Below are 18,162 nucleotides of genomic sequence, written 5' to 3' on the forward strand. Positions count from 1 at the left end.
CTTAAGAAGCTCTTAAGTAAAAACGGAACCCGATATGGTGAACACCCTTAAACATCAATGGCTGTCGAATGTGCGCGGCGATTTACTCGCGGGCGTGGTGGTGGCGCTGGCGCTGATTCCCGAAGCCATTGCCTTTTCCATTATTGCCGGCGTAGACCCGAAAGTAGGGCTTTACGCGTCATTCTGCATTGCCGTGATCATCGCCTTTGTTGGCGGCCGGCCGGGCATGATTTCTGCCGCCACCGGCGCCATGGCGCTGTTAATGGTCACCCTGGTAAAAGAACACGGCCTGGAATATCTGATGGCAGCCACCTTGCTAACAGGCCTTATTCAGCTGGTGGCCGGCTATTTAAAGCTCGGCAGCCTGATGCGCTTTGTATCACGCTCGGTGGTGACCGGCTTCGTCAACGCCTTGGCCATCCTGATTTTCATGGCACAGTTACCGGAACTGACCAACGTTACCTGGCACGTCTACGCACTCACAGCGGCGGGCCTGGGCATCATCTATTTGTTTCCTTATATACCGAAGCTGGGCAAGGTGCTGCCGTCGCCGTTGGTTTGCATTGTGGGGCTGACGGTTGTGGCGTTCCTGTTTGATATCGACGTGCGTACCGTGGGTGATATGGGCGATCTGCCGGACACACTGCCGATTTTCCTGTGGCCAGATGTGCCGCTGAATCTTGAAACCCTGATGATTATTTTGCCCTACGCCATACCGCTGGCGTCAGTGGGCCTGCTGGAATCGATGATGACAGCCACCATCGTGGACGACCTGACCGATACCGAAAGCGACCGTAACCGCGAATGCAAGGGGCAGGGTATTGCCAACATCGGTTCTGGCTTGCTGGGCGGTATGGCGGGCTGCGCCATGATTGGCCAGTCGATCATCAATATAAAATCCGGTGGCCGTGGCCGCCTGTCGACGCTGTTCGCGGGTGTTTTTCTGATGGTGTTGATTCTGGTGTTGGACGACTTTCTGGTGCGCATTCCCATGGCCGCGTTGGTGGCGGTGATGATTATGGTGTCCATCGGCACCTTCTCATGGGAGTCTATCCGCAATCTGAAAACCCATCCGTTGTCGTCCAACATCGTGATGCTGGTGACGGTCGTGGTTGTCGTGTTCACTCACAACCTGGCACTGGGCGTATTTGCCGGTGTGTTGTTGGCGGCGCTGTTTTTCGCCAACAAAATTGGCCATTACATGGGCGTGGATAGTGCTCTGAACGAGGCCGACAGCACTCGTACCTACACGGTTACCGGGCAAGTATTCTTCAGTTCGTCGGAAAAGTTTGTAGCCGCCTTTGACTTCCGTGAAGTGGTCGATAAGGTAGTAATAGATGTGAGTCGCGCTCACTTCTGGGACATTACCGCCGTGGGTGCGCTAGACAAGGTTGTTATCAAGTTCCGTCGCGAAGGCGCCGAGGTAGAAGTCATTGGCATGAACGAAGCCAGTGCCACCATCGTTGACCGCTTTGGTGTGCACGACAAGCCGGAAGGCGTTGACCAGCTTATAGGCCATTAATATGCAAAATACGACACCGAACGCCAAGCATCCTTCACAACAGGCGTCACAACAAGCGTCACAAGAGACGCAGCAAAACGCGCCGCAAGACACCTTGTACGTGGTGGCCTGCATTGACGGCTCACGCGCTGCGCCGGCGGTGTGTGACTACGCTGCCTGGGCGAGCAAATATATGGACTCGCCGCTGACCCTGCTGCACGTGCTGGACGAAGAGCGCTACCCGTCAGAGCCGGACCTGGCCGGCAACATTGGCCTGGGCAGCCGCGAGCATTTGCTGGACGAACTGGCCGAACTGGATCGCAAACGCTCTAAACTCGCTTTGGAGCACGGCAATCACATGCTGGAAAACGCCGAGCAGCGAGTTAAGCAGGCGGGCATCAGCGACATCAAAAAGCGTCAGCGCCACGGCGACCTAACCGAATCCCTACTGGCGCTTCAGGAACAGACGCGCTTATTGGTGATGGGCCTTTATGGCGAAAGCAGCTCCGACCGCGATGTGCGCATTGGCAGTCAGCTGGAGACGGTGATTCGCAGCATGAGCCGCCCAATTCTGCTGGTTCCAGACAACTTTTCCGCGCCGCAAAGCTCCATGTTGGCTTTTGACGGCAGTGCTACCGCGTTTCGTGGAGTAGAACACTTAGCCGCCAGCCAGGTTTTGAAAGGCATGCCGCTGCACCTGGTGATGGTGGGCGAGGAAAGCCCAGAGGCCATGGTGCAGTTGCGCAAAGCCGAAGCCATGCTGGCGCCGCTGGAAGCCGAAATAACCCTGGCCATCCGCAGTGGTGAGGTAGAGCCAGTGCTGCACAGTTATCAGGACGAGCACAACATCGATTTGCTGGTGATGGGAGCCTACGGCCACTCAAAAATCCGCAGGTTCCTGCTCGGTAGTACCACCACCAACATGCTGAAAACGGCCAAAAAACCATTGGTTATTCTGCGCTGAGAAATTACGCACTAGGGGACAGATTTCAAATCTGTCCCCGGTCTGGCTCCCAAACTCACGCCGCTTGCCCGGCCGCCACCCCCGATGCCCAGGCCCACTGAAAGTTATGCCCGCCCAGGTGGCCAGTCACGTCTACCACTTCACCGATAAAGTACAAATCCGGCTGTTCCAGAACCGCCATGGTTTTAGAGGACAGCTGGCGGGTATCTACGCCGCCCAGGGTCACTTCCGCGGTGCGATAGCCTTCGGTGCCTGCGGGCTTTATGGTCCACTGCTGCAGCGTGCGGCTGATGTGCTCGATATCCGGGTTGCGGTAGCTTTGAAGCGGGCCCGCCCAGCGCTGCAGCTCGTTGAAGGCTTGCGCGAAGCGTTTTGGCAGGTGCGCGTTCAGATAGTGTTCGAGCGTGCTTTGCGGTTTGAGCTTGCGCAGGCCTAGCAGATCTTGCTCAACCTGCTGCTGCGGTAGCAGGTTGATGTGCAGTTCGTCACCGGGCTGCCAGAAGCTGGAAATTTGCAGCATGCTTGGGCCACTTAAACCGCGGTGGGTAACCAGCATTGGTTCCTGGAACTGTTCATGATTGCACTCCGCGCTTACCGGGCAGCTGATGCCAGCCAACGGCGCCAGTGTCATCTTCAGCTCGGGGTGTAGGGTAAAGGGCACCAGCCCGGCGCGGGTGGGTAGTATTTCCAGCCCGAATTGGCGGGCCAGGTCGTAGCCGAAGCCGGAAGCCCCCAGGGTGGGGATAGACAGCCCGCCACAGGCAACGACCAAAGACTCACAGGTTAATGCCTGGCCACCCGCCGTCAGGCAATAACCTTTGGGCGTTCTGGCCACCTGCGTTACGCCGGTTTTCAGGCGCACTTCAGCGCCGGCCCATTCACATTCAGTCAGCAGCATGTTCAGAATGTCTTTGGCGCTGTGCTGACAGAATAACTGGCCCGGTGCCTTCTCTTCGTACTCCACTCCGTGCCGTTCCACCAGCTCCAGAAAATGCCTGGGGGTGTAGCGTTTCAGCGCCGAAATGCAGTAATGCGGGTTGTCTGACAGAAAGTTCGCGGTGGTGCTGTTCAGATTAGTGAAATTACAACGCCCGCCGCCGCTCATCAGAATTTTCTTGCCGGCCTTATTAGCATGGTCCAGCACCAGCACTTTACGGCCGCGATAACCAGCGGTAGCGGCGCACATCAGCCCGGCCGCGCCGGCGCCGATGATAATGACGTCGTATTCGGTAATGGCCATTATTGATTGCCTCGCAAATCCAGCGCATCCACCAAACCCGCAGAAAGGGCGATGCCAGTGACGTCTGGCAGCCTGTCTGCCCCTAGCCGTTTCATCACCCGCGCACGATAAAGGTCGATGGTTTTTACGCCTACCCCCAACTGTTCGGCGATTTCACGGCTGGTGTAGCCTTTGGCCGGCGGTAGAAATACATCGCGCTCGCGACGGGTAAGGGTATCCAGCAATGCTGTGGTCTGGCTGCTGTCCTGCTGTTGATGGCGGGTCTGTTGCCGCTCCTGCAGTGCCTGCTGCACGCTGTCTAGCAGCAACTGCTCGTTAAACGGCTTTTCAATAAAATCAAAGGCGCCGGATTTGAACGCGCGCACCACAATGGGCACATCGGCGTTCAACCCCGGCCCTTGGTCCGTCACTTCGACCAGGGTTTCGCCCAGATTGTTCACCCGAATGGTCACGATGATGGCCGATTCGGAGCTGGTATCAACACGGGCCTCCACATTCGCTTCGATGGCGTTGCGCACCAGGTTGATGAGCACCTGCTCTAGCAGTACCGGGTCGGCCATCGCGCCGGAATGGTCAGCCGCATTGGGCGACTCATCAATCGCTTCAACCAGATTTTTCATGGCCGGATTCATACTCAGCGTGCGGCTTTTGTGGTCAACAATCAGCAGTGGTTGCGGATCGGTGGCGGCAAAGCCCATTGATAAGTCAAAGCAATTTGCGTTCATGGCAAGCAGATCTTCGATATGCGGTCAATTTTATAGTATTTTTACTATAATACGTTGGTGCAATTTATAGTAAGACTTCTATTTAATACTATTTGTTCAGCTGTAAATTATAACTAATTTGGTGATTCGTCAGAATATACCAAGCAAAACAGCGTTATGCCTACCTATAGGACCACACAGAATGACTTCGATCTACGACCAGGGCCTTACGCCCGTTGATGCCAATTACGCCGTTCAAACACCTATCGATTTTATCACTCGCACCGCCAGTGTTTATCCGGATTATCCTGCGATTATTCACGGTGCCATTCGCCGAACCTGGGCCGAGACCCACGAGCGCAGTTTGCGCCTGGCGTCGGCGCTGGTCGGCCGCGGCATCAAAAAAGGCGATACCGTCGCCGTCATGCTGCCCAATATTCCAGCCATGGTCGAGTGTCATTTTGGTGTGCCCATGACCGGCGCCGTCATGAACGCCCTGAACGTTCGGCTAGATGCCGAAGTGATTGCCTTCATGCTTGAGCACGCAGAAGCCAAAGTCATCCTGGTTGATCGCGAATTTGGCGAAGTGATTCTGGACGCCGTCAGCCGTTTGGACAAAAAGCCGCTGATAATTGATGTAGACGACCCTGAATACGGTGAAGGCGTTAAGGTCAGCGATCTGGATTACGAAGCCTTTTTGCAAGAAGGCGACCCCGAGTACCAGTGGGATATGCCGACTGATGAATGGGACGCCATTTCCCTGAACTACACCTCTGGCACCACTGGCAACCCTAAAGGGGTGGTGTATCACCACCGTGGGGCCTACTTGAATTCACTGGGTAATACTGCGGTATGGTCTATGGCCATGCATCCGGTGTACCTGTGGACCCTGCCGATGTTCCACTGCAACGGCTGGTGTTTCCCCTGGACCATCACCGCCATGGCCGGTACCCACGTGTGCCTGCGCCGGGTTGATCCGGAAAAGATTCTGCAACTGATTCGCGAGCACCGCGTTACCCATATGTGCGGCGCCCCGATTGTGCTGAACGCCTTGTTGAACGTGCCGCCTGCATCCAAAGCCGGTATTGATCACGTTGTGAAGGCCATGGTTGCCGGTGCTCCGCCTCCCGCCCAGGTTATTGGTGCAGTAGAAGAAATGGGCATCGCGTTGACCCACACCTACGGCCTGACCGAAGTATACGGCCCTGTGACCGTCTGTGCCTGGAAAGATCGTTGGAACGATCTGCCGCTGGAAGAGCGCGCTGCCATCAAATCCCGCCAGGGCGTTCGTTACCACACCCTGGGCGGCACCATGATTGCAGACCCGGGCACCATGAAGCCGACGCCGAAAGACGGCAAAACCATTGGTGAAATCTTCCTGCGCGGTAACACCGTGATGAAGGGCTACCTGAAGAGCCCGAAAGCCACCGAAGAAGCCTTCCGCGGCGGCTGGTTCCACACCGGCGACCTGGCCGTTTGGCACGAAGACGGTTACATGGAAATCAAGGACCGCCTGAAAGACATCATTATTTCCGGCGGCGAGAACATTTCCACCATTGAAATTGAAGACGTTCTTTACCGTCACCCGGCGGTTCTGGAGGCAGCCGTTGTTGCCCGCCCGGATGAAAAGTGGGGCGAAACACCCTGCGCCTTTGTGACTCTAAAGCCCGACGCCGGCAACGTGACCGAAGCAGAAATGATCGACTTCTGCCGTAAGCACATGGCCCGTTTCAAAGTTCCGAAAACCGTGGTGTTTTCGGACCTGCCGAAAACCTCGACCGGCAAGGTCCAGAAATTCCTGCTGCGCGACCAGGCTAAGGAAATCAAGTAGCTGGAAAGCGCCTTGCAGGGACTTATACAAGAGCACACACAAGAACAACATTACACCCGGTTCGCCGGGTATTCCCGTGGTGCTGCTGTTCTTGAGCGACTATGAGCCCGGCCCTGAAGCTATTCAGGCGCTGTCGCTGACCCTGCTGCTGACCGGTTACATCTGTTTGATGGTGGGCCTGGAGCAGCTAGAGAACAACACCGAACGCGGCATTGCCGGCACCATGGGTGTGGTGCTTGCGGTATACGGCGCGGGCTGGGGCCTGGCCACCGGAGCGGTGCTCTACTTCCTGATTGAGCGCACAAAGCTGCTGGGCTTCACGCCGGATCCAGATTCCCCGGGTGCCGATGATGTGATCGTTAAGCCGGAAACCAAACCAAAAAGCTAAAGAACTCTGCTGACCGGGGTCACAAGGCCCCGGCGGCAAAACGATGTGTGTCCTTGGGAGGCCTTAGTGCCTCTCTTTTTTGTGTCTGAAAAACGCGATTGCCAGGCATAAAAAAGCCGGCGGTTAGCCGGCTGTTTTCTATCGCACTGATGGTTTCTATCTTGCGCGTATCTGCTTTCGGATGAGGTAGAAGTGTTACTTCTCCAGATACTGAAGCTTGTCGGGCACGCCGTCCCATTCTGCAGCGTCAGGCAACGCCTCTTTCTTCTCTGTGATATTAGGCCATTTTCCGGCCAGATCTGCGTTCAGTTCGATAAACACTTTTTGGTCGGCAGGCAGCTCGTCTTCCGAGAAAATAGCCTCAACCGGGCATTCGGGCTCGCACAGGGCGCAGTCGATGCACTCGTCAGGGTCAATCACCAAAAAGTTCGGGCCCTCGTAGAAGCAATCTACCGGGCAAACTTCCACACAGTCGGTGTGTTTGCACTTGATGCAGTTATCAGTAACGATAAACGTCATGTTTATATTCCTGGTTGGCTGGTCTGTCTCATCAGGAGCTTAGAATGCGGGCTCCCGAGATTATAGTTTGATGCGCGATATTGTAGGGAGCCACTACTCTGGTCGCAAGCATCCGTATTCTATAACGTTATACTGACATCAATTTATACGCACTTTTTTTGCCACTACTTTTCAAGTCGCTGTTTCAGCTGATACAGCTGTTCGAGCGCCTGGCGCGGAGTCATGTCATCCAGGTCGAGCGCGCTCACCGCTAGCTCTAACGCGCTGGGCTCCAGCCTGGCGAACATATCCCCCTGAAACGCAGTTGAATCCGCAATAGCCGTCGCCCGTCGCGTCACTTTTTGCGGCAACCCGTTGGTTGGGCGTTTTGCATCGGGCGTTGCATTGGCGCCTTCCAGGTTCGCCAGTTGGGCTTTGGCATTGCGGATAACCTCCACCGGCACGCCGGCCAGTTTGGCCACCTGCAAGCCGTAGCTCTGGCTGGCAGGGCCTTCGTGTACGTTGTGCAGAAACACAATGCTGTCATCGTGCTCGGTTGCGGTCAGGTGGACGTTAACGGCATGTTCCAGTTCATCCGCGAGCTGGGTCAGCTCAAAATAGTGGGTGGCAAAAAGCGTGTAGCACAGAATGTCCCGCGCCAAATGCTCGGCCGTGGCCCAGGCCAGCGACAAACCATCAAAGGTGCTGGTGCCGCGGCCTACTTCATCCATCAGCACCAGGCTGTGTTCGGTGGCGTTGTGCAGAATGTTGGCGGTTTCGGTCATCTCCACCATAAACGTGGAGCGCCCGCCGGCAATGTCGTCAGACGATCCCATGCGGGTGAATATGCGGTCTACCGGCCCAAGCACCGCGCTGTTAGCCGGCACAAAGCTACCGGTATAAGCTAGCAAAGCAATCAGCGCCACCTGGCGCATATAGGTGGATTTACCCCCCATGTTGGGGCCGGTAATCACCAGCATGCGGCGTTTGGCGTCTATCAGCAGGTTGTTGGGCACGAACGGATCGTCTAATAGCTGTTCTACCACCGGGTGTCGGCCTTCTTCAATCTGCAGGCCGGGCTGATCGCTGAACTGCGGGGCGCACAGGCGCAAACTGGTGGCGCTCTCGGCAAAGTTGCTTAGCACGTCCAGCTCGGCTAGCGCCTGAGCGGCATCTTGCAGCGGTGCAAGTTCTGCCGCGACCGTCTCCAGAACCTCATCCCACAGGGCCTTTTCCCGGGCCAGGGCACGACTTTTGGCGCTTAGGGCCTTGTCTTCAAACTCTTTTAGTTCCGGGGTAATAAAACGCTCGGCGTTTTTCAGGGTTTGCCGGCGAATATAATCCGCAGGCGCCTGGGCCGATTGTAAGCGGCTGATTTCAATGTAATAGCCATGTACCCGGTTGTAGCCCACTTTCAGGGTACTGATGCCAGTACGCTGTTTTTCGCGGGTTTCCACGTCCAACAGATATTGGCCGGCGTTTTCGCTGATGTTGCGCAAGTCGTCCAGTTCGGCGTCAAACCCGTCTGCAATCACCCCGCCTTCGCGAATCACTACCGGTGGGTTATCAATGATTGCCCGGCCCAGCAAATCCGCTAACTGCGGATATTCGCCGATATTCGTGGCGAGTTCGCCGACGTGGTTGGAATCAACCGCGGCCATGGCTTTTTGCAAATCGGGTAATACGGCAAACGCATCCCGCAGCCGTGCCAGGTCACGGGGCCGCGCTGAGCGCAGCGCGACGCGAGCCAGAATGCGTTCTATATCGCCAATGGTTTTCAGCTGGTCGTGAATCGGCTCATAGTCAAAATCTTTCAATAGTGCACTGACCGCCTGCTGGCGCTGGCGTACTACCGCCACATCGCGTAGCGGACGGTTCAACCAGCGCCGCAGCTGGCGCCCACCCATGGCGGTGGCGGTGCGGTCCATCACCCAGGCCAAAGTGTACTGGGTGCCACCCATCAGGTTGGTGTCAATTTCCAGGTTGCGACGGCTGGCAGCGTCCAGAATGACCGCGTCTTCGCGGCGCTCGCGGCTGAGTTTGCGAATGTGGGGCAGGGCGGTGCGCTGGGTTTCCCGTGCGTATTGCAGCAGGCAACCGGCGGCGCACACGGCTAAGTGCATATCTTCACAGCCAAAACCGGTCAGGTCGCGCACCTGCAATTGCTGGGTAATCACCCGTCGCGCGGTATCGGGTTCGAACAGCCAGGGCCCCTGGCGACGAATGCCGGTAAAACCTTCCAGCAAATCGGTAAAAGGAAAGTCTTCGCTGATCAAAATTTCCGCCGGACGCAGCCGTTGCAGTTCGCCTTGCAGGGCTTCAGGGCTGTTCAGCTCTGACACTGCGAAGCGGCCACTGGAAATATCCAGAGAGGAAAAACCGAAGTGCTGCTTATGGTGATAAATCGCCACCAGCAGGTTGTCACGGCGGTCTTCCAGGTAGGCGTCGTCGCTGAGGGTGCCGGGGGTGACAATGCGCACCACTTGGCGATCGACCGGGCCTTTGCTGGTGGCCGGGTCACCCATCTGCTCGCAAATTGCAATAGATTGACCTGCGCGCACCAGGCGGGCAATGTAACCCTCAGCCGCATGGTAAGGAATGCCCGCCATGGGAATCGGATTGCCCCCTGACTGGCCGCGGGCGGTCAGGGTGATATCCATCAGTTCCGAGGCTTTTTTGGCGTCGTCATAAAACAGCTCGTAAAAATCCCCCATGCGGTAGAACACCAGCTCATTGGGATGCTGGCCCTTTATTTTCAGGTACTGCTGCATCATGGGCGTGATTTTTGGACTTTCGGTGTGCGCTGCTGACATGGGACATCCGCGATGGCTGTTTTGAGGAACGGGCGGTGGATTGTAGAAAATTACACCGCAGGATGAAACGTGGATTACAAATGAGGTCACCATGCCCGATATCACTGATGAATACATCCGCCAGCAGGCGGCAGAACTGGGTAGCGTATTAACCCGCGCCGGCGCCATGCTGGTGACGGCAGAAAGCTGCACCGGCGGCTGGGTGGCCAAGGCCATGACCGACCAGGCTGGCTCTTCGGCCTACGTCACGGGTGGGCTGGTTACCTACAGCAACCACGCTAAACACGCGTTGCTGGGTGTCAGTGAACAGGCCCTGGCGGAACACGGCGCGGTGAGCGAGCCGGTGGTGCGGCAGATGGTCGCCGGAGCGCTGCGAGCGTCGGGTGCAAGCGTCGCCGTTTCAATCAGCGGCGTTGCCGGGCCTGGCGGCGGCAGCGACGCCAAGCCGGTAGGAACGGTGTGGTTCGCCTGGGGCAGCGCTGAGAATATCAGCACCGGTTTGAAGCATTTTGACGGCGATCGCGACCAGGTGCGGCGCCAGGCTGTGATCTTTGCGATTAAAAGTGTGTGCCGTTTCTTGTCGAGTGATATCTGACTTGCAATGGCTAAAAAATCCCCTACACAAGGGTTGGTCTGCTTCGTCTAATGTGGTTTAATGCTGGTTAAATATACAGTAATGTGCCGGAGCAGCCAGTTCCCAAATTCAGATTAGCGCATTACATTACCGGCGCACCATATCAGCGCACTATTCTAACGCACCATTTTGAAGAAGGTTCGTACCTATGGAAGACAACCGCAAGAAAGCTTTGTCCGCCGCCCTGACCCAGATTGAACGCCAGTTTGGTAAAGGCGCCATCATGAAGATGGGCGACCACCCCCGTGAGGCAATCCCGTCCGTTTCCACCGGTTCTCTTGGTCTGGACGTTGCTCTTGGCATTGGTGGCCTGCCTTATGGCCGGGTTTGTGAAATCTACGGCCCTGAAAGCTCTGGTAAAACTACGCTGGCTTTGCAGGTTATTGCCGAAGCCCAGAAGCAGGGCAAAACGTGTGCTTTTGTTGATGCTGAGCACGCCCTTGATCCTCAGTATGCTGAAAAGCTGGGCGTGAACGTTGATGAGCTGCTGGTTTCCCAGCCCGACACCGGTGAGCAGGCGTTAGAAATCTGCGACATGCTGGTGCGCTCTAACGCGGTGGATGTCATCATCGTGGACTCCGTTGCCGCATTGACGCCAAAAGCTGAAATTGAAGGCGAAATGGGCGACTCCCATGTTGGTCTTCAGGCCCGCCTGATGTCACAGGCTCTGCGCAAACTGAATGGCAACGTCAAGAATGCCAACGTCCTGCTGATTTTCATCAACCAGATCCGCATGAAAATAGGCGTGATGTTCGGCAGTCCCGAAACCACCACCGGCGGCAATGCGTTGAAATTCTACGCCTCTGTGCGTCTGGATATCCGCCGTATTGGCGCAGTGAAAGACGGCGACGAAGTGACCGGTAACGAAACCCGGGTGAAAGTGGTTAAAAACAAAGTGGCACCGCCGTTCCGCCAGGCCGAATTCCAGATTTTGTACGGCAAGGGCATTTACCGCATGGCCGAAGTGGTGGACATGGGTGTAAAGGAAGGCTTTGTGGATAAGGCTGGCGCCTGGTACGCATATAACGGTGACAAAATTGGCCAAGGCAAAGCCAACGCCTGCAAATTCCTGGAAGAAAACCTGGAAATGGCGAAAGAAATTGAAGCCAAAGTGCGCGACAAGCTGATGCCCAAGCCAGAGAAAAAAGACGCGGCAAAAGATGCAGGGAAAGATGCAGGGAAAAATGCAGGGAAAGATGTAGGGAAAAATGCAGGAAAGGATTCAGGAAAGGATGCAGCAGTGGCGCCTGCAGAATCCAGCGACGAACTACTGTAAGACCGTTAGTTTGTCAGCGCGCTGTCGATGGCAGTGCGCTGACAAGCACTAAAAGTGAGGCCGGCTATGCCAGGCTCTAAAAGGTCAGACTCTAAAGGTTCAGGCTCTGAAAAGTCAGAAGTCGAAAAGCCCAGCGCCAAAAAACTATTGATTGTTGCCCATGCTCCCTCGCCAAATACCCGCAAATTGCGCAACGCAGTCGTCGCTGGCGCTAGCCATAGAGATATTGAAAACGTTGAAGTAAAGGTTCTTGCCCCGCTGGATGCCGGCCCCGACGATGTTCTGGCTTGCAACGCGATTATCCTCGGCACCACTGAAAATCTCGGTTACATGAGCGGCGCATTGAAAGATTTTTTTGATCGCTGTTATTATCCGTGCCTGGAAAAAACCCAAGGCCTGCCATTTACCTTTTATATTCGTGCCGGCCATGACGGTACTGGCACCCGCCGTGCGATTGACAGCATCACCACCGGCCTGCGCTGGAAGCTGGTGCAAGAGCCTCTGCTGTGCCGTGGCAGTTACGCCGATGAGTTTGAACAGCAGTGCGAAGAGTTGGGCTTGTACATTGCGGCCAGTCTCGATAACGGTCTGATCTAAACGGCTTGCAACAGCCCCTTGCCTCTAAAAAATGTACAATGGCCCGATTATTAAATCGGACTTGCTGCTGTGCGCAGTAAGTCATCTTTGTATTCCGACTGTTACAGGATTAAACCTTGAAGTCATTGCCTCCGCATCAGCTCTACAAAGCCTGTGTTCTGAAAGATCTGCCATTTAAAAGTACCCGCCAGTTAGAACCCCTGGCTGAAATTGTGGGTCAGAACCGTGCTCAGGAAGCGGTGCGCTTTGCGCTGGCTATGCCTCACGGTGGTTACAACGTGTATGCGGTCGGTATCAATGGCCTGGGTAAACGCACCATGATGCTGCGGTACCTGGAACACCATAAAGATACCGACCAGCAGTCCCACGATTGGTGCTACGTGGCCGACTTTGAAGAGCCGCGGGTGCCAAAGCTGCTGAAACTGCCGGCCGGGCAGGGCATTCAGCTGAAGCGCGATATGGAAAAGCTGATGAGCCGGCTGGTGAAGGTGATTCCGCAAACCTTCGATAGCGATGGCTTTTTGGAACGTGCTGAAAAGTTAAAAAGCGATTACACCGCGCTTCAGGATGGCGAGCTGGAAAAAGTCGCGAAGCAGGCCAAGCGTCAAAAAGTCAGCTTGACCATAAGCACCCCGGGTGGTTATCGGCTAGTGGCTATGAGTGGTGATGAAGCTCATACCGCAGAGTCTTTTAAGGCCCTGACGGACGCTCAGCGCGAAAAGTTCGAAGAGATTGTCAATAATCTGGAAAAACGCCTGCGCCGCGCCCTGCGCAAACTGGCCGACTGGGAACAGGAATACGCTGACAAACAACAATCGCTGAACCAGGAAACTCTGGAGGGCGTTACCGGTCACCAGATTGACGAGTTGAAAGAACGTTACAAAAACCTGCCAGAGGTGGCCGGATTTATTGAAGCCGTGCGCAAAGACCTGTCCGAGAATCTGGAGATTTTTCTGGATGACGATGATGAGCAGGCCACGATTGCCTACGCGTCACTGGATAAGAAAATGCCGCGGCGCTATTTGGTGAATCTGCTGGTCCATCAGAAAACCAAAGAGATCCCGGTAGAAGTGGAAGACAACCCCACTTATCACAACCTGTTCGGTTACGTCGAAAACGTGACCTATAAAGGCACGGTGTTTACCGACTTTTCGCTGATTCGCCCGGGCAGCCTGCACCGCGCCAACGGCGGTTACCTGTTGATGGACGCTACAAAAGTGCTGGAGCAGCCGTTCGCCTGGGACGCCCTGAAGCGTGCGTTGCAGTCCCGTTGTATCCAGATTAACTCCCTGGAGCGCGAGCTGACCCTGTCTGGCACCATCTCCATTGAGCCCGAGCCGGTGCCACTGGATGTGAAAATCGTACTGTTTGGTGACCGTGAAACCTGGATGCTGCTGCAGGAATACGATCCCGAGTTTTCAGAACTGTTCCGCGTGACCGCAGATTTCGAAAACGAAATGTATCGCAACAACGACAGCCAGTTGGCTTACGCCAAGTTTATTGCCAGCCTGGTAATCGAGAAAAAACTGCTGCACTGCACCCATAAAGCCGTGGCGCGAGTGATCGAGCAAAGCGCCCGCATGGCTGAGCATCAGAACCGCCTGTCGTTGCACGCCGCCGACATTGCAAATTTACTGCGCGAGTCAGACTACTGGGCGCGCCAAGCTGCGGCCAAACAGATTCAGGATGTGCACGTAGAGCGTGCTCTGGTGAGCGCCCGTTACCGCAACAGCCGCATTCGCGACCATTTTTACGATTCCATCCGCGATGGCACCACCTTGGTGACCACCGGCGGCACCTGCGTTGGCCAGGTTAACGCGCTTTCAGTGCTTTCTACCGGCGGTTTCGAATTTGGTTTGTCGAACCGCATCACCGCCAGCAGCTATTATGGCGATGGCGACGTCATTGATATTGAACGCGACGTAAAATTGGGTGGCAGCATTCACTCGAAAGGCGTGATGATTCTGACATCCTGGCTGGCGTCGCGGTTTGCCGTAGACGACCCGATGCACCTGTCGGCCAGCCTTACATTCGAGCAAAATTATGGCGAAGTAGACGGCGACAGTGCCTCTTTAGCAGAACTGTGCGCCTTGGTGTCGTCTATAGCGCAACTGCCAGTCAGGCAGGATTTGGCCATTACCGGTTCTATCAACCAGTTTGGCGAAGTGCAGCCGATTGGTGGAGTGAACGAGAAAATAGAAGGCTTTTTCACCACCTGCCAGCTTAAGGGTGGCCTTAGCGGCAACCAGGGCGTCATTATGCCGGCTAGCAACGTACAAAACCTGATGCTAGACAGCGAAGTGGTTGCCGCGGTGAAAGCCGGCGACTTTCATGTTTACGCTGTCAGTCACGTGGAAGAAGCCGTAGCCATGCTGATGGGTACGCCAGCGGGCACGCCCGATAGCAAAGGCAGGTACCCTAAAGGCACCGTTTTTGGCATTATCCAGCAACGGTTTGAAAAAATGCGTGAACACGAGCGTCAGGAACATAGTCGGGATAACAACAAAGATCCGTCCATTCACTGACCAGCACTATAAAACGGACAGGAGATTACAGCGCCATGACGGACATCCAACAAACGGTATACGTGGTTGAAGACGACGAAGCGGTGCGCGATTCACTGGAGTTGCTGCTGCAGTCAGACGACAAACCGGTAAAAACCTACGACAGCGCTACCGCGTTTCTGGAAAGCTATTCTGACGCCATGGCGGGCTGCATCGTGCTGGATATCCGCATGCCGGGTATGGATGGTATGGAGCTACAGAAAAAACTTAGCGACAAACACTCGATTCTGCCAATTATCTTTGTAACCGGGCACGGCGACGTTCCCATGGCGGTAGACGCCATGAAAGAGGGCGCCATAGACTTCATTCAGAAGCCCTACCGCGAAGAAGCCCTGCTGGAAAAGATCGAAGCTGCCCTGGTGCAAGACCGCCAGCAGCGCAAAACCCTGGGTGAAAAGCAGGAAATCGTGCGCCGTGTAAAAAGCCTGACCCCCCGCGAGCACGAAATTATGGATCGCATGATCGCCGGCCAGGCCAACAAGGTGATTGCCATAGAGCTGGAAATCAGTCAGCGCACGGTAGAGATTCACCGCTCCCGGGTGATGCACAAGATGGGCACCCATTCACTGGCACATCTGGTCCGTATGGTGCTGTCAGTAAAGAACCTTATCGACCCACGATGATCCGAACGGCATCATACGGTTACTTTGGTAACCGGCTTCTTGCATATGACTGATACCGTCATCGACAACCGTGAGGTAACGGTTCTGCTTGTGGATGACAATCCCCAGAACCTGAAAGTGCTTTATGAGACTCTGAAAGACAAAGGCTATTGGCTGCTGATCGCCAACGGAGGCGCTAAAGCGCTGGAACTGGCCTGTTGTCATCAGCCAGAAGTGATTCTGCTGGACATCATGATGCCGGAAATGGACGGCTATGAAGTCTGCCGGCGCTTGAAAGCTGACCCGGCCACCGCCGATTGCGCGGTGGTTTTCCTGTCAGCCCTTGATGACCTGAGCGCCAAGGTAAGAGGGTTCTCGCTGGGTGGCGCCGACTACATTTCCAAGCCGTTTCAGTCACAAGAAGTGATCGCGAGGGTAAAAACCCACGCCCGGGTTATTCGCCTTGAGCGCGAACTTCAGGCGCGCAACCGTGAATTACAAAGCGATCAGTCCCGTATTCTTAACGCCATCAGCGAGGGCATTTACGGCCTCGACGAAAACGGCATCATCGAATTTGCCAATCCCGCCGCCGGCCAGATTATGAACGCTCCGGTGGAAGAGTTGATTGGCCAATGTTTTTTTGACCTGCATTTTGCCGCCGCGGGTGATAGCCAGGACCCCCTGCCGGTTCAGGCCACCTGTCGTCACGGCATTGCAGAGGCACAGCGCGATATTCAGATGCTGCGTGTAGACCGGTCGGCGTTTCGCGCAAAATATCGGTCCTCGCCCAAACAGGATGCCGACGAGTTGCAGGGCGCTGTTGTCGTGTTTCGCGACATTACCGCAGAACTGGCTAATGAACAGGCGCTGGAAGAAGCTCGCGCCACGGTGCAGGAACAGCGCGACCAGCTGGCCCATACCTCGCGCATGACCACCATGGGCGAAATGGCCGCAGGTTTTGCCCACGAAGTGAACCAGCCGCTGACCGCTATTACCAATTACGCTCGCGTGGCCAAGCGCCTGGTGGGCAAAGCAGAGCCGGATTTAGTTCTGCTACAGCAAACCATGGACAAAGTAGAAGCCCAGTCGCACCGGGCCAGTGAGATCATTCGTCGTATCCGCCGGTTTATGAAAAAGCCCGCCACCGGCAAAGAAATTGTCGCTATCGCCGCTTTGCTCGAAGATACCCGCCAGTTCGCGGAAGTCGACATGCGTAATAACGAGGGCGGAATAGAGCTGACTCTGGCCCCAAACCTGCCTGACGTGCTGGCAGATCCGATTCAGGTTCAGCAGGTAGCCCTTAACCTGATCCGCAACGGCCTGGAGGCTACCCGCAGCGTCGACTCGGCAGTACCGGTGGAGGTGAACGCAACACTCACCGCACAGGGCTTCGTGCGCATCGAGGTGCGTGACCATGGCATTGGTCTGCAAGACGACGCCGAGGAAAAGCTGTTCCTGCCGTTCTACACCACCAAAAGTGAAGGCATGGGCATCGGCTTGACCACCTGCCAATCACTGATTCACGCCCAGGGCGGTGAAATTGGTTTTGAACGCCCGATAGACGGCGGCACCCGTTTTTACTTCACGCTGCCCGTGGCAGTCGTTGCCCGGCCCGAATCTGATTGAGCGCGCTCTGTGGCGGCCATACCAGACGTCGCAATGCCAAAAAATAAAAAATATTCATAAAAACCGTTGACATAAAGTGGGGTGTCTCTATAATTCGCCCTCGTTGTCACCGAGCAATCTGAAAAGATCGCACACACGGTTTCAGCTTGGAGCGGTAGTTCAGTTGGTTAGAATACCGGCCTGTCACGCCGGGGGTCGCGGGTTCGAGTCCCGTCCGCTCCGCCAAATTTAAAAACCCCAGATTGGAAACAATCTGGGGTTTTTTCGTTAGGGCGAAATCACCCTCAAGGCCGGCGGCAGCTTTGTGAAGATCGACCCAAGCGGCGTGTCCATGGGCGGTGCCTCTATCAAAATGAACGCCGGTGGAGCGGCGAGTGGGGGGAGTGGGCAGAAGGTACAGGTGCCGGAGATGCCGAGCGCGCACCGGCGACCCATGAGTGGCTATGAGGAAACCATTAGCGCACCGCTCCGAACCGGCTGGATTTACGTGTTTTTCAGGGGCCGGCTCTGGCGGGAGCTCTCAGTTGTGACAAGTGATGGCGCGGCGCCTGTTCTGCGGGACACGGCTGTCGCACAAGCTCGCACGGCATCCAAGGCGTTTCTTGAGAGTCAGCCGAGCCTTCATGGCGACTGGAAACGTCTTGACGAAATGCCAGCTACGCGCGCCAGGGATAGCGCCATGGAAAGTGACGCCACCTTCCCTGGCCACTGGCTACACGATGTCGATGGCGCAAAGTCGCAGAAGGCGAAAACGCGCTTATAGCGCAGCGCGATGCGATCGCAAAGCCTCAAGCTTGTGGTTTGGCAAGGGCGTTTCATCCCTGAGCGCGGTTATGATGTCGCGAAATACCCCATCCAATTGACTCAAGTGGAGCGGGAGCGACTTCCCTAACATTTGGGTGGGGATGGATAGCGTGACCTCGA

At 55.8% G+C, this 18,162-nt stretch carries 13 protein-coding genes, 1 tRNA gene and 1 pseudogene; 11 read left to right on the top strand and 4 right to left on the bottom strand.

The annotated features are described in order from the left end of the window. Positions 1–34: 34 nt before the first annotated feature. Entirely contained in the window at positions 35–1,522 is a 1,488-nt protein-coding gene (locus A3OI_RS0104910) for a SulP family inorganic anion transporter (RefSeq protein ID WP_018403206.1), read from the top strand. 1 nt (position 1,523) lies between these two features. Further along, positions 1,524–2,465 carry a universal stress protein gene (locus tag A3OI_RS0104915; protein ID WP_018403207.1) on the top strand — a complete coding sequence of 314 codons (942 nt, stop codon included), beginning with the start codon at positions 1,524–1,526 and terminating at the stop codon, positions 2,463–2,465. Positions 2,466–2,520: 55 nt separating this feature from the next. Here the strand turns inward: A3OI_RS0104915 and A3OI_RS0104920 are convergent, their stop codons facing one another. Both A3OI_RS0104920 and A3OI_RS21065 read right to left on the bottom strand, forming a co-directional pair. Next, positions 2,521–3,705: a BaiN/RdsA family NAD(P)/FAD-dependent oxidoreductase gene (locus A3OI_RS0104920; protein WP_018403208.1), complete on the bottom strand. Its 1,185-nt coding sequence runs from the start codon at positions 3,703–3,705 to the stop codon at positions 2,521–2,523. Continuing rightward, the gene (locus A3OI_RS21065; RefSeq protein WP_177313683.1) at positions 3,705–4,430 is read right to left on the bottom strand and encodes a response regulator transcription factor; all 726 of its coding nucleotides are present in this window, start codon (positions 4,428–4,430) and stop codon (positions 3,705–3,707) included. The genes A3OI_RS0104920 and A3OI_RS21065 overlap by 1 nt, the downstream gene beginning before the upstream one ends. A gap of 181 nt (positions 4,431–4,611) precedes the next feature. Between A3OI_RS21065 and A3OI_RS0104930 the strand changes: the two genes are divergently transcribed. Both A3OI_RS0104930 and A3OI_RS0104935 read left to right on the top strand, forming a co-directional pair. Further along, positions 4,612–6,240, top strand: coding sequence for an acyl-CoA synthetase (locus tag A3OI_RS0104930; RefSeq protein WP_018403210.1), 1,629 nt, complete (start codon positions 4,612–4,614; stop codon positions 6,238–6,240). A gap of 127 nt (positions 6,241–6,367) precedes the next feature. Continuing rightward, positions 6,368–6,628: pseudogene (locus A3OI_RS0104935) on the top strand (hypothetical protein); the annotation flags it as partial. A 195-nt stretch (positions 6,629–6,823) separates the two neighbouring features. On the opposite strand, the gene fdxA reads toward A3OI_RS0104935, so the two are convergent. Beyond that, entirely contained in the window at positions 6,824–7,147 is a 324-nt protein-coding gene (gene fdxA / locus A3OI_RS0104940) for a ferredoxin FdxA (protein WP_018403212.1), read from the bottom strand. Between the two features lie 164 nt (positions 7,148–7,311). Further along, positions 7,312–9,939 carry a DNA mismatch repair protein MutS gene (mutS, locus tag A3OI_RS0104945; protein WP_018403213.1) on the bottom strand — a complete coding sequence of 876 codons (2,628 nt, stop codon included), beginning with the start codon at positions 9,937–9,939 and terminating at the stop codon, positions 7,312–7,314. A 91-nt stretch (positions 9,940–10,030) separates the two neighbouring features. Here mutS and A3OI_RS0104950 point away from each other — a divergent pair, with 91 nt between their 5' ends. The 7 genes from A3OI_RS0104950 to A3OI_RS0104980 all read left to right on the top strand — a co-directional run bounded on the left by A3OI_RS0104950 (position 10,031) and on the right by A3OI_RS0104980 (position 17,463). Beyond that, positions 10,031–10,534, top strand: a complete 504-nt coding sequence (locus tag A3OI_RS0104950) for a nicotinamide-nucleotide amidohydrolase family protein (RefSeq protein ID WP_018403214.1) — start codon at positions 10,031–10,033, stop codon at positions 10,532–10,534. Between the two features lie 187 nt (positions 10,535–10,721). Then, positions 10,722–11,849, top strand: coding sequence for a recombinase RecA (gene recA, locus A3OI_RS0104955; protein WP_018403215.1), 1,128 nt, complete (start codon positions 10,722–10,724; stop codon positions 11,847–11,849). A 66-nt stretch (positions 11,850–11,915) separates the two neighbouring features. Next, complete coding sequence (locus A3OI_RS0104960; RefSeq protein ID WP_018403216.1) at positions 11,916–12,446, top strand: flavodoxin family protein; 531 nt, start codon at positions 11,916–11,918, stop codon at positions 12,444–12,446. Between the two features lie 116 nt (positions 12,447–12,562). Continuing rightward, positions 12,563–14,971 (top strand): Lon protease family protein, encoded by a 2,409-nt coding sequence (locus A3OI_RS0104965; RefSeq protein WP_018403217.1) that lies wholly within the window; start codon positions 12,563–12,565, stop codon positions 14,969–14,971. Positions 14,972–15,006: 35 nt separating this feature from the next. Next, positions 15,007–15,633, top strand: coding sequence for a response regulator FixJ (gene fixJ / locus A3OI_RS0104970; protein ID WP_018403218.1), 627 nt, complete (start codon positions 15,007–15,009; stop codon positions 15,631–15,633). Positions 15,634–15,678: 45 nt separating this feature from the next. Next, positions 15,679–17,238: an ATP-binding response regulator gene (locus A3OI_RS0104975; protein ID WP_018403219.1), complete on the top strand. Its 1,560-nt coding sequence runs from the start codon at positions 15,679–15,681 to the stop codon at positions 17,236–17,238. Between the two features lie 148 nt (positions 17,239–17,386). Beyond that, positions 17,387–17,463, top strand: a tRNA-Asp gene (locus tag A3OI_RS0104980). The last annotated feature ends 699 nt before the right edge of the window (positions 17,464–18,162 follow it).

Source organism: Marinobacter gelidimuriae (assembly GCF_000372805.1).
In the GTDB taxonomy this organism is placed as follows: Bacteria; Pseudomonadota; Gammaproteobacteria; order Pseudomonadales; family Oleiphilaceae; genus Marinobacter; species Marinobacter gelidimuriae.

Excerpts from the sequence above, each read along its gene's own strand:
- A3OI_RS0104910 (WP_018403206.1), top strand. The coding sequence starts at position 35 with ATGGTGAACACCCTTAAACATCAATGGCTGTCGAATGTGCGCGGCGAT.
- A3OI_RS0104915 (WP_018403207.1), top strand. The coding sequence starts at position 1,524 with ATGCAAAATACGACACCGAACGCCAAGCATCCTTCACAACAGGCGTCA.
- A3OI_RS0104920 (WP_018403208.1), bottom strand. The coding sequence starts at position 3,705 with ATGGCCATTACCGAATACGACGTCATTATCATCGGCGCCGGCGCGGCC.
- A3OI_RS21065 (WP_177313683.1), bottom strand. The coding sequence starts at position 4,430 with ATGAACGCAAATTGCTTTGACTTATCAATGGGCTTTGCCGCCACCGAT.
- A3OI_RS0104930 (WP_018403210.1), top strand. The coding sequence starts at position 4,612 with ATGACTTCGATCTACGACCAGGGCCTTACGCCCGTTGATGCCAATTAC.
- fdxA (WP_018403212.1), bottom strand. The coding sequence starts at position 7,147 with ATGACGTTTATCGTTACTGATAACTGCATCAAGTGCAAACACACCGAC.
- mutS (WP_018403213.1), bottom strand. The coding sequence starts at position 9,939 with ATGTCAGCAGCGCACACCGAAAGTCCAAAAATCACGCCCATGATGCAG.
- A3OI_RS0104950 (WP_018403214.1), top strand. The coding sequence starts at position 10,031 with ATGCCCGATATCACTGATGAATACATCCGCCAGCAGGCGGCAGAACTG.
- recA (WP_018403215.1), top strand. The coding sequence starts at position 10,722 with ATGGAAGACAACCGCAAGAAAGCTTTGTCCGCCGCCCTGACCCAGATT.
- A3OI_RS0104960 (WP_018403216.1), top strand. The coding sequence starts at position 11,916 with ATGCCAGGCTCTAAAAGGTCAGACTCTAAAGGTTCAGGCTCTGAAAAG.
- fixJ (WP_018403218.1), top strand. The coding sequence starts at position 15,007 with ATGACGGACATCCAACAAACGGTATACGTGGTTGAAGACGACGAAGCG.
- A3OI_RS0104975 (WP_018403219.1), top strand. The coding sequence starts at position 15,679 with ATGACTGATACCGTCATCGACAACCGTGAGGTAACGGTTCTGCTTGTG.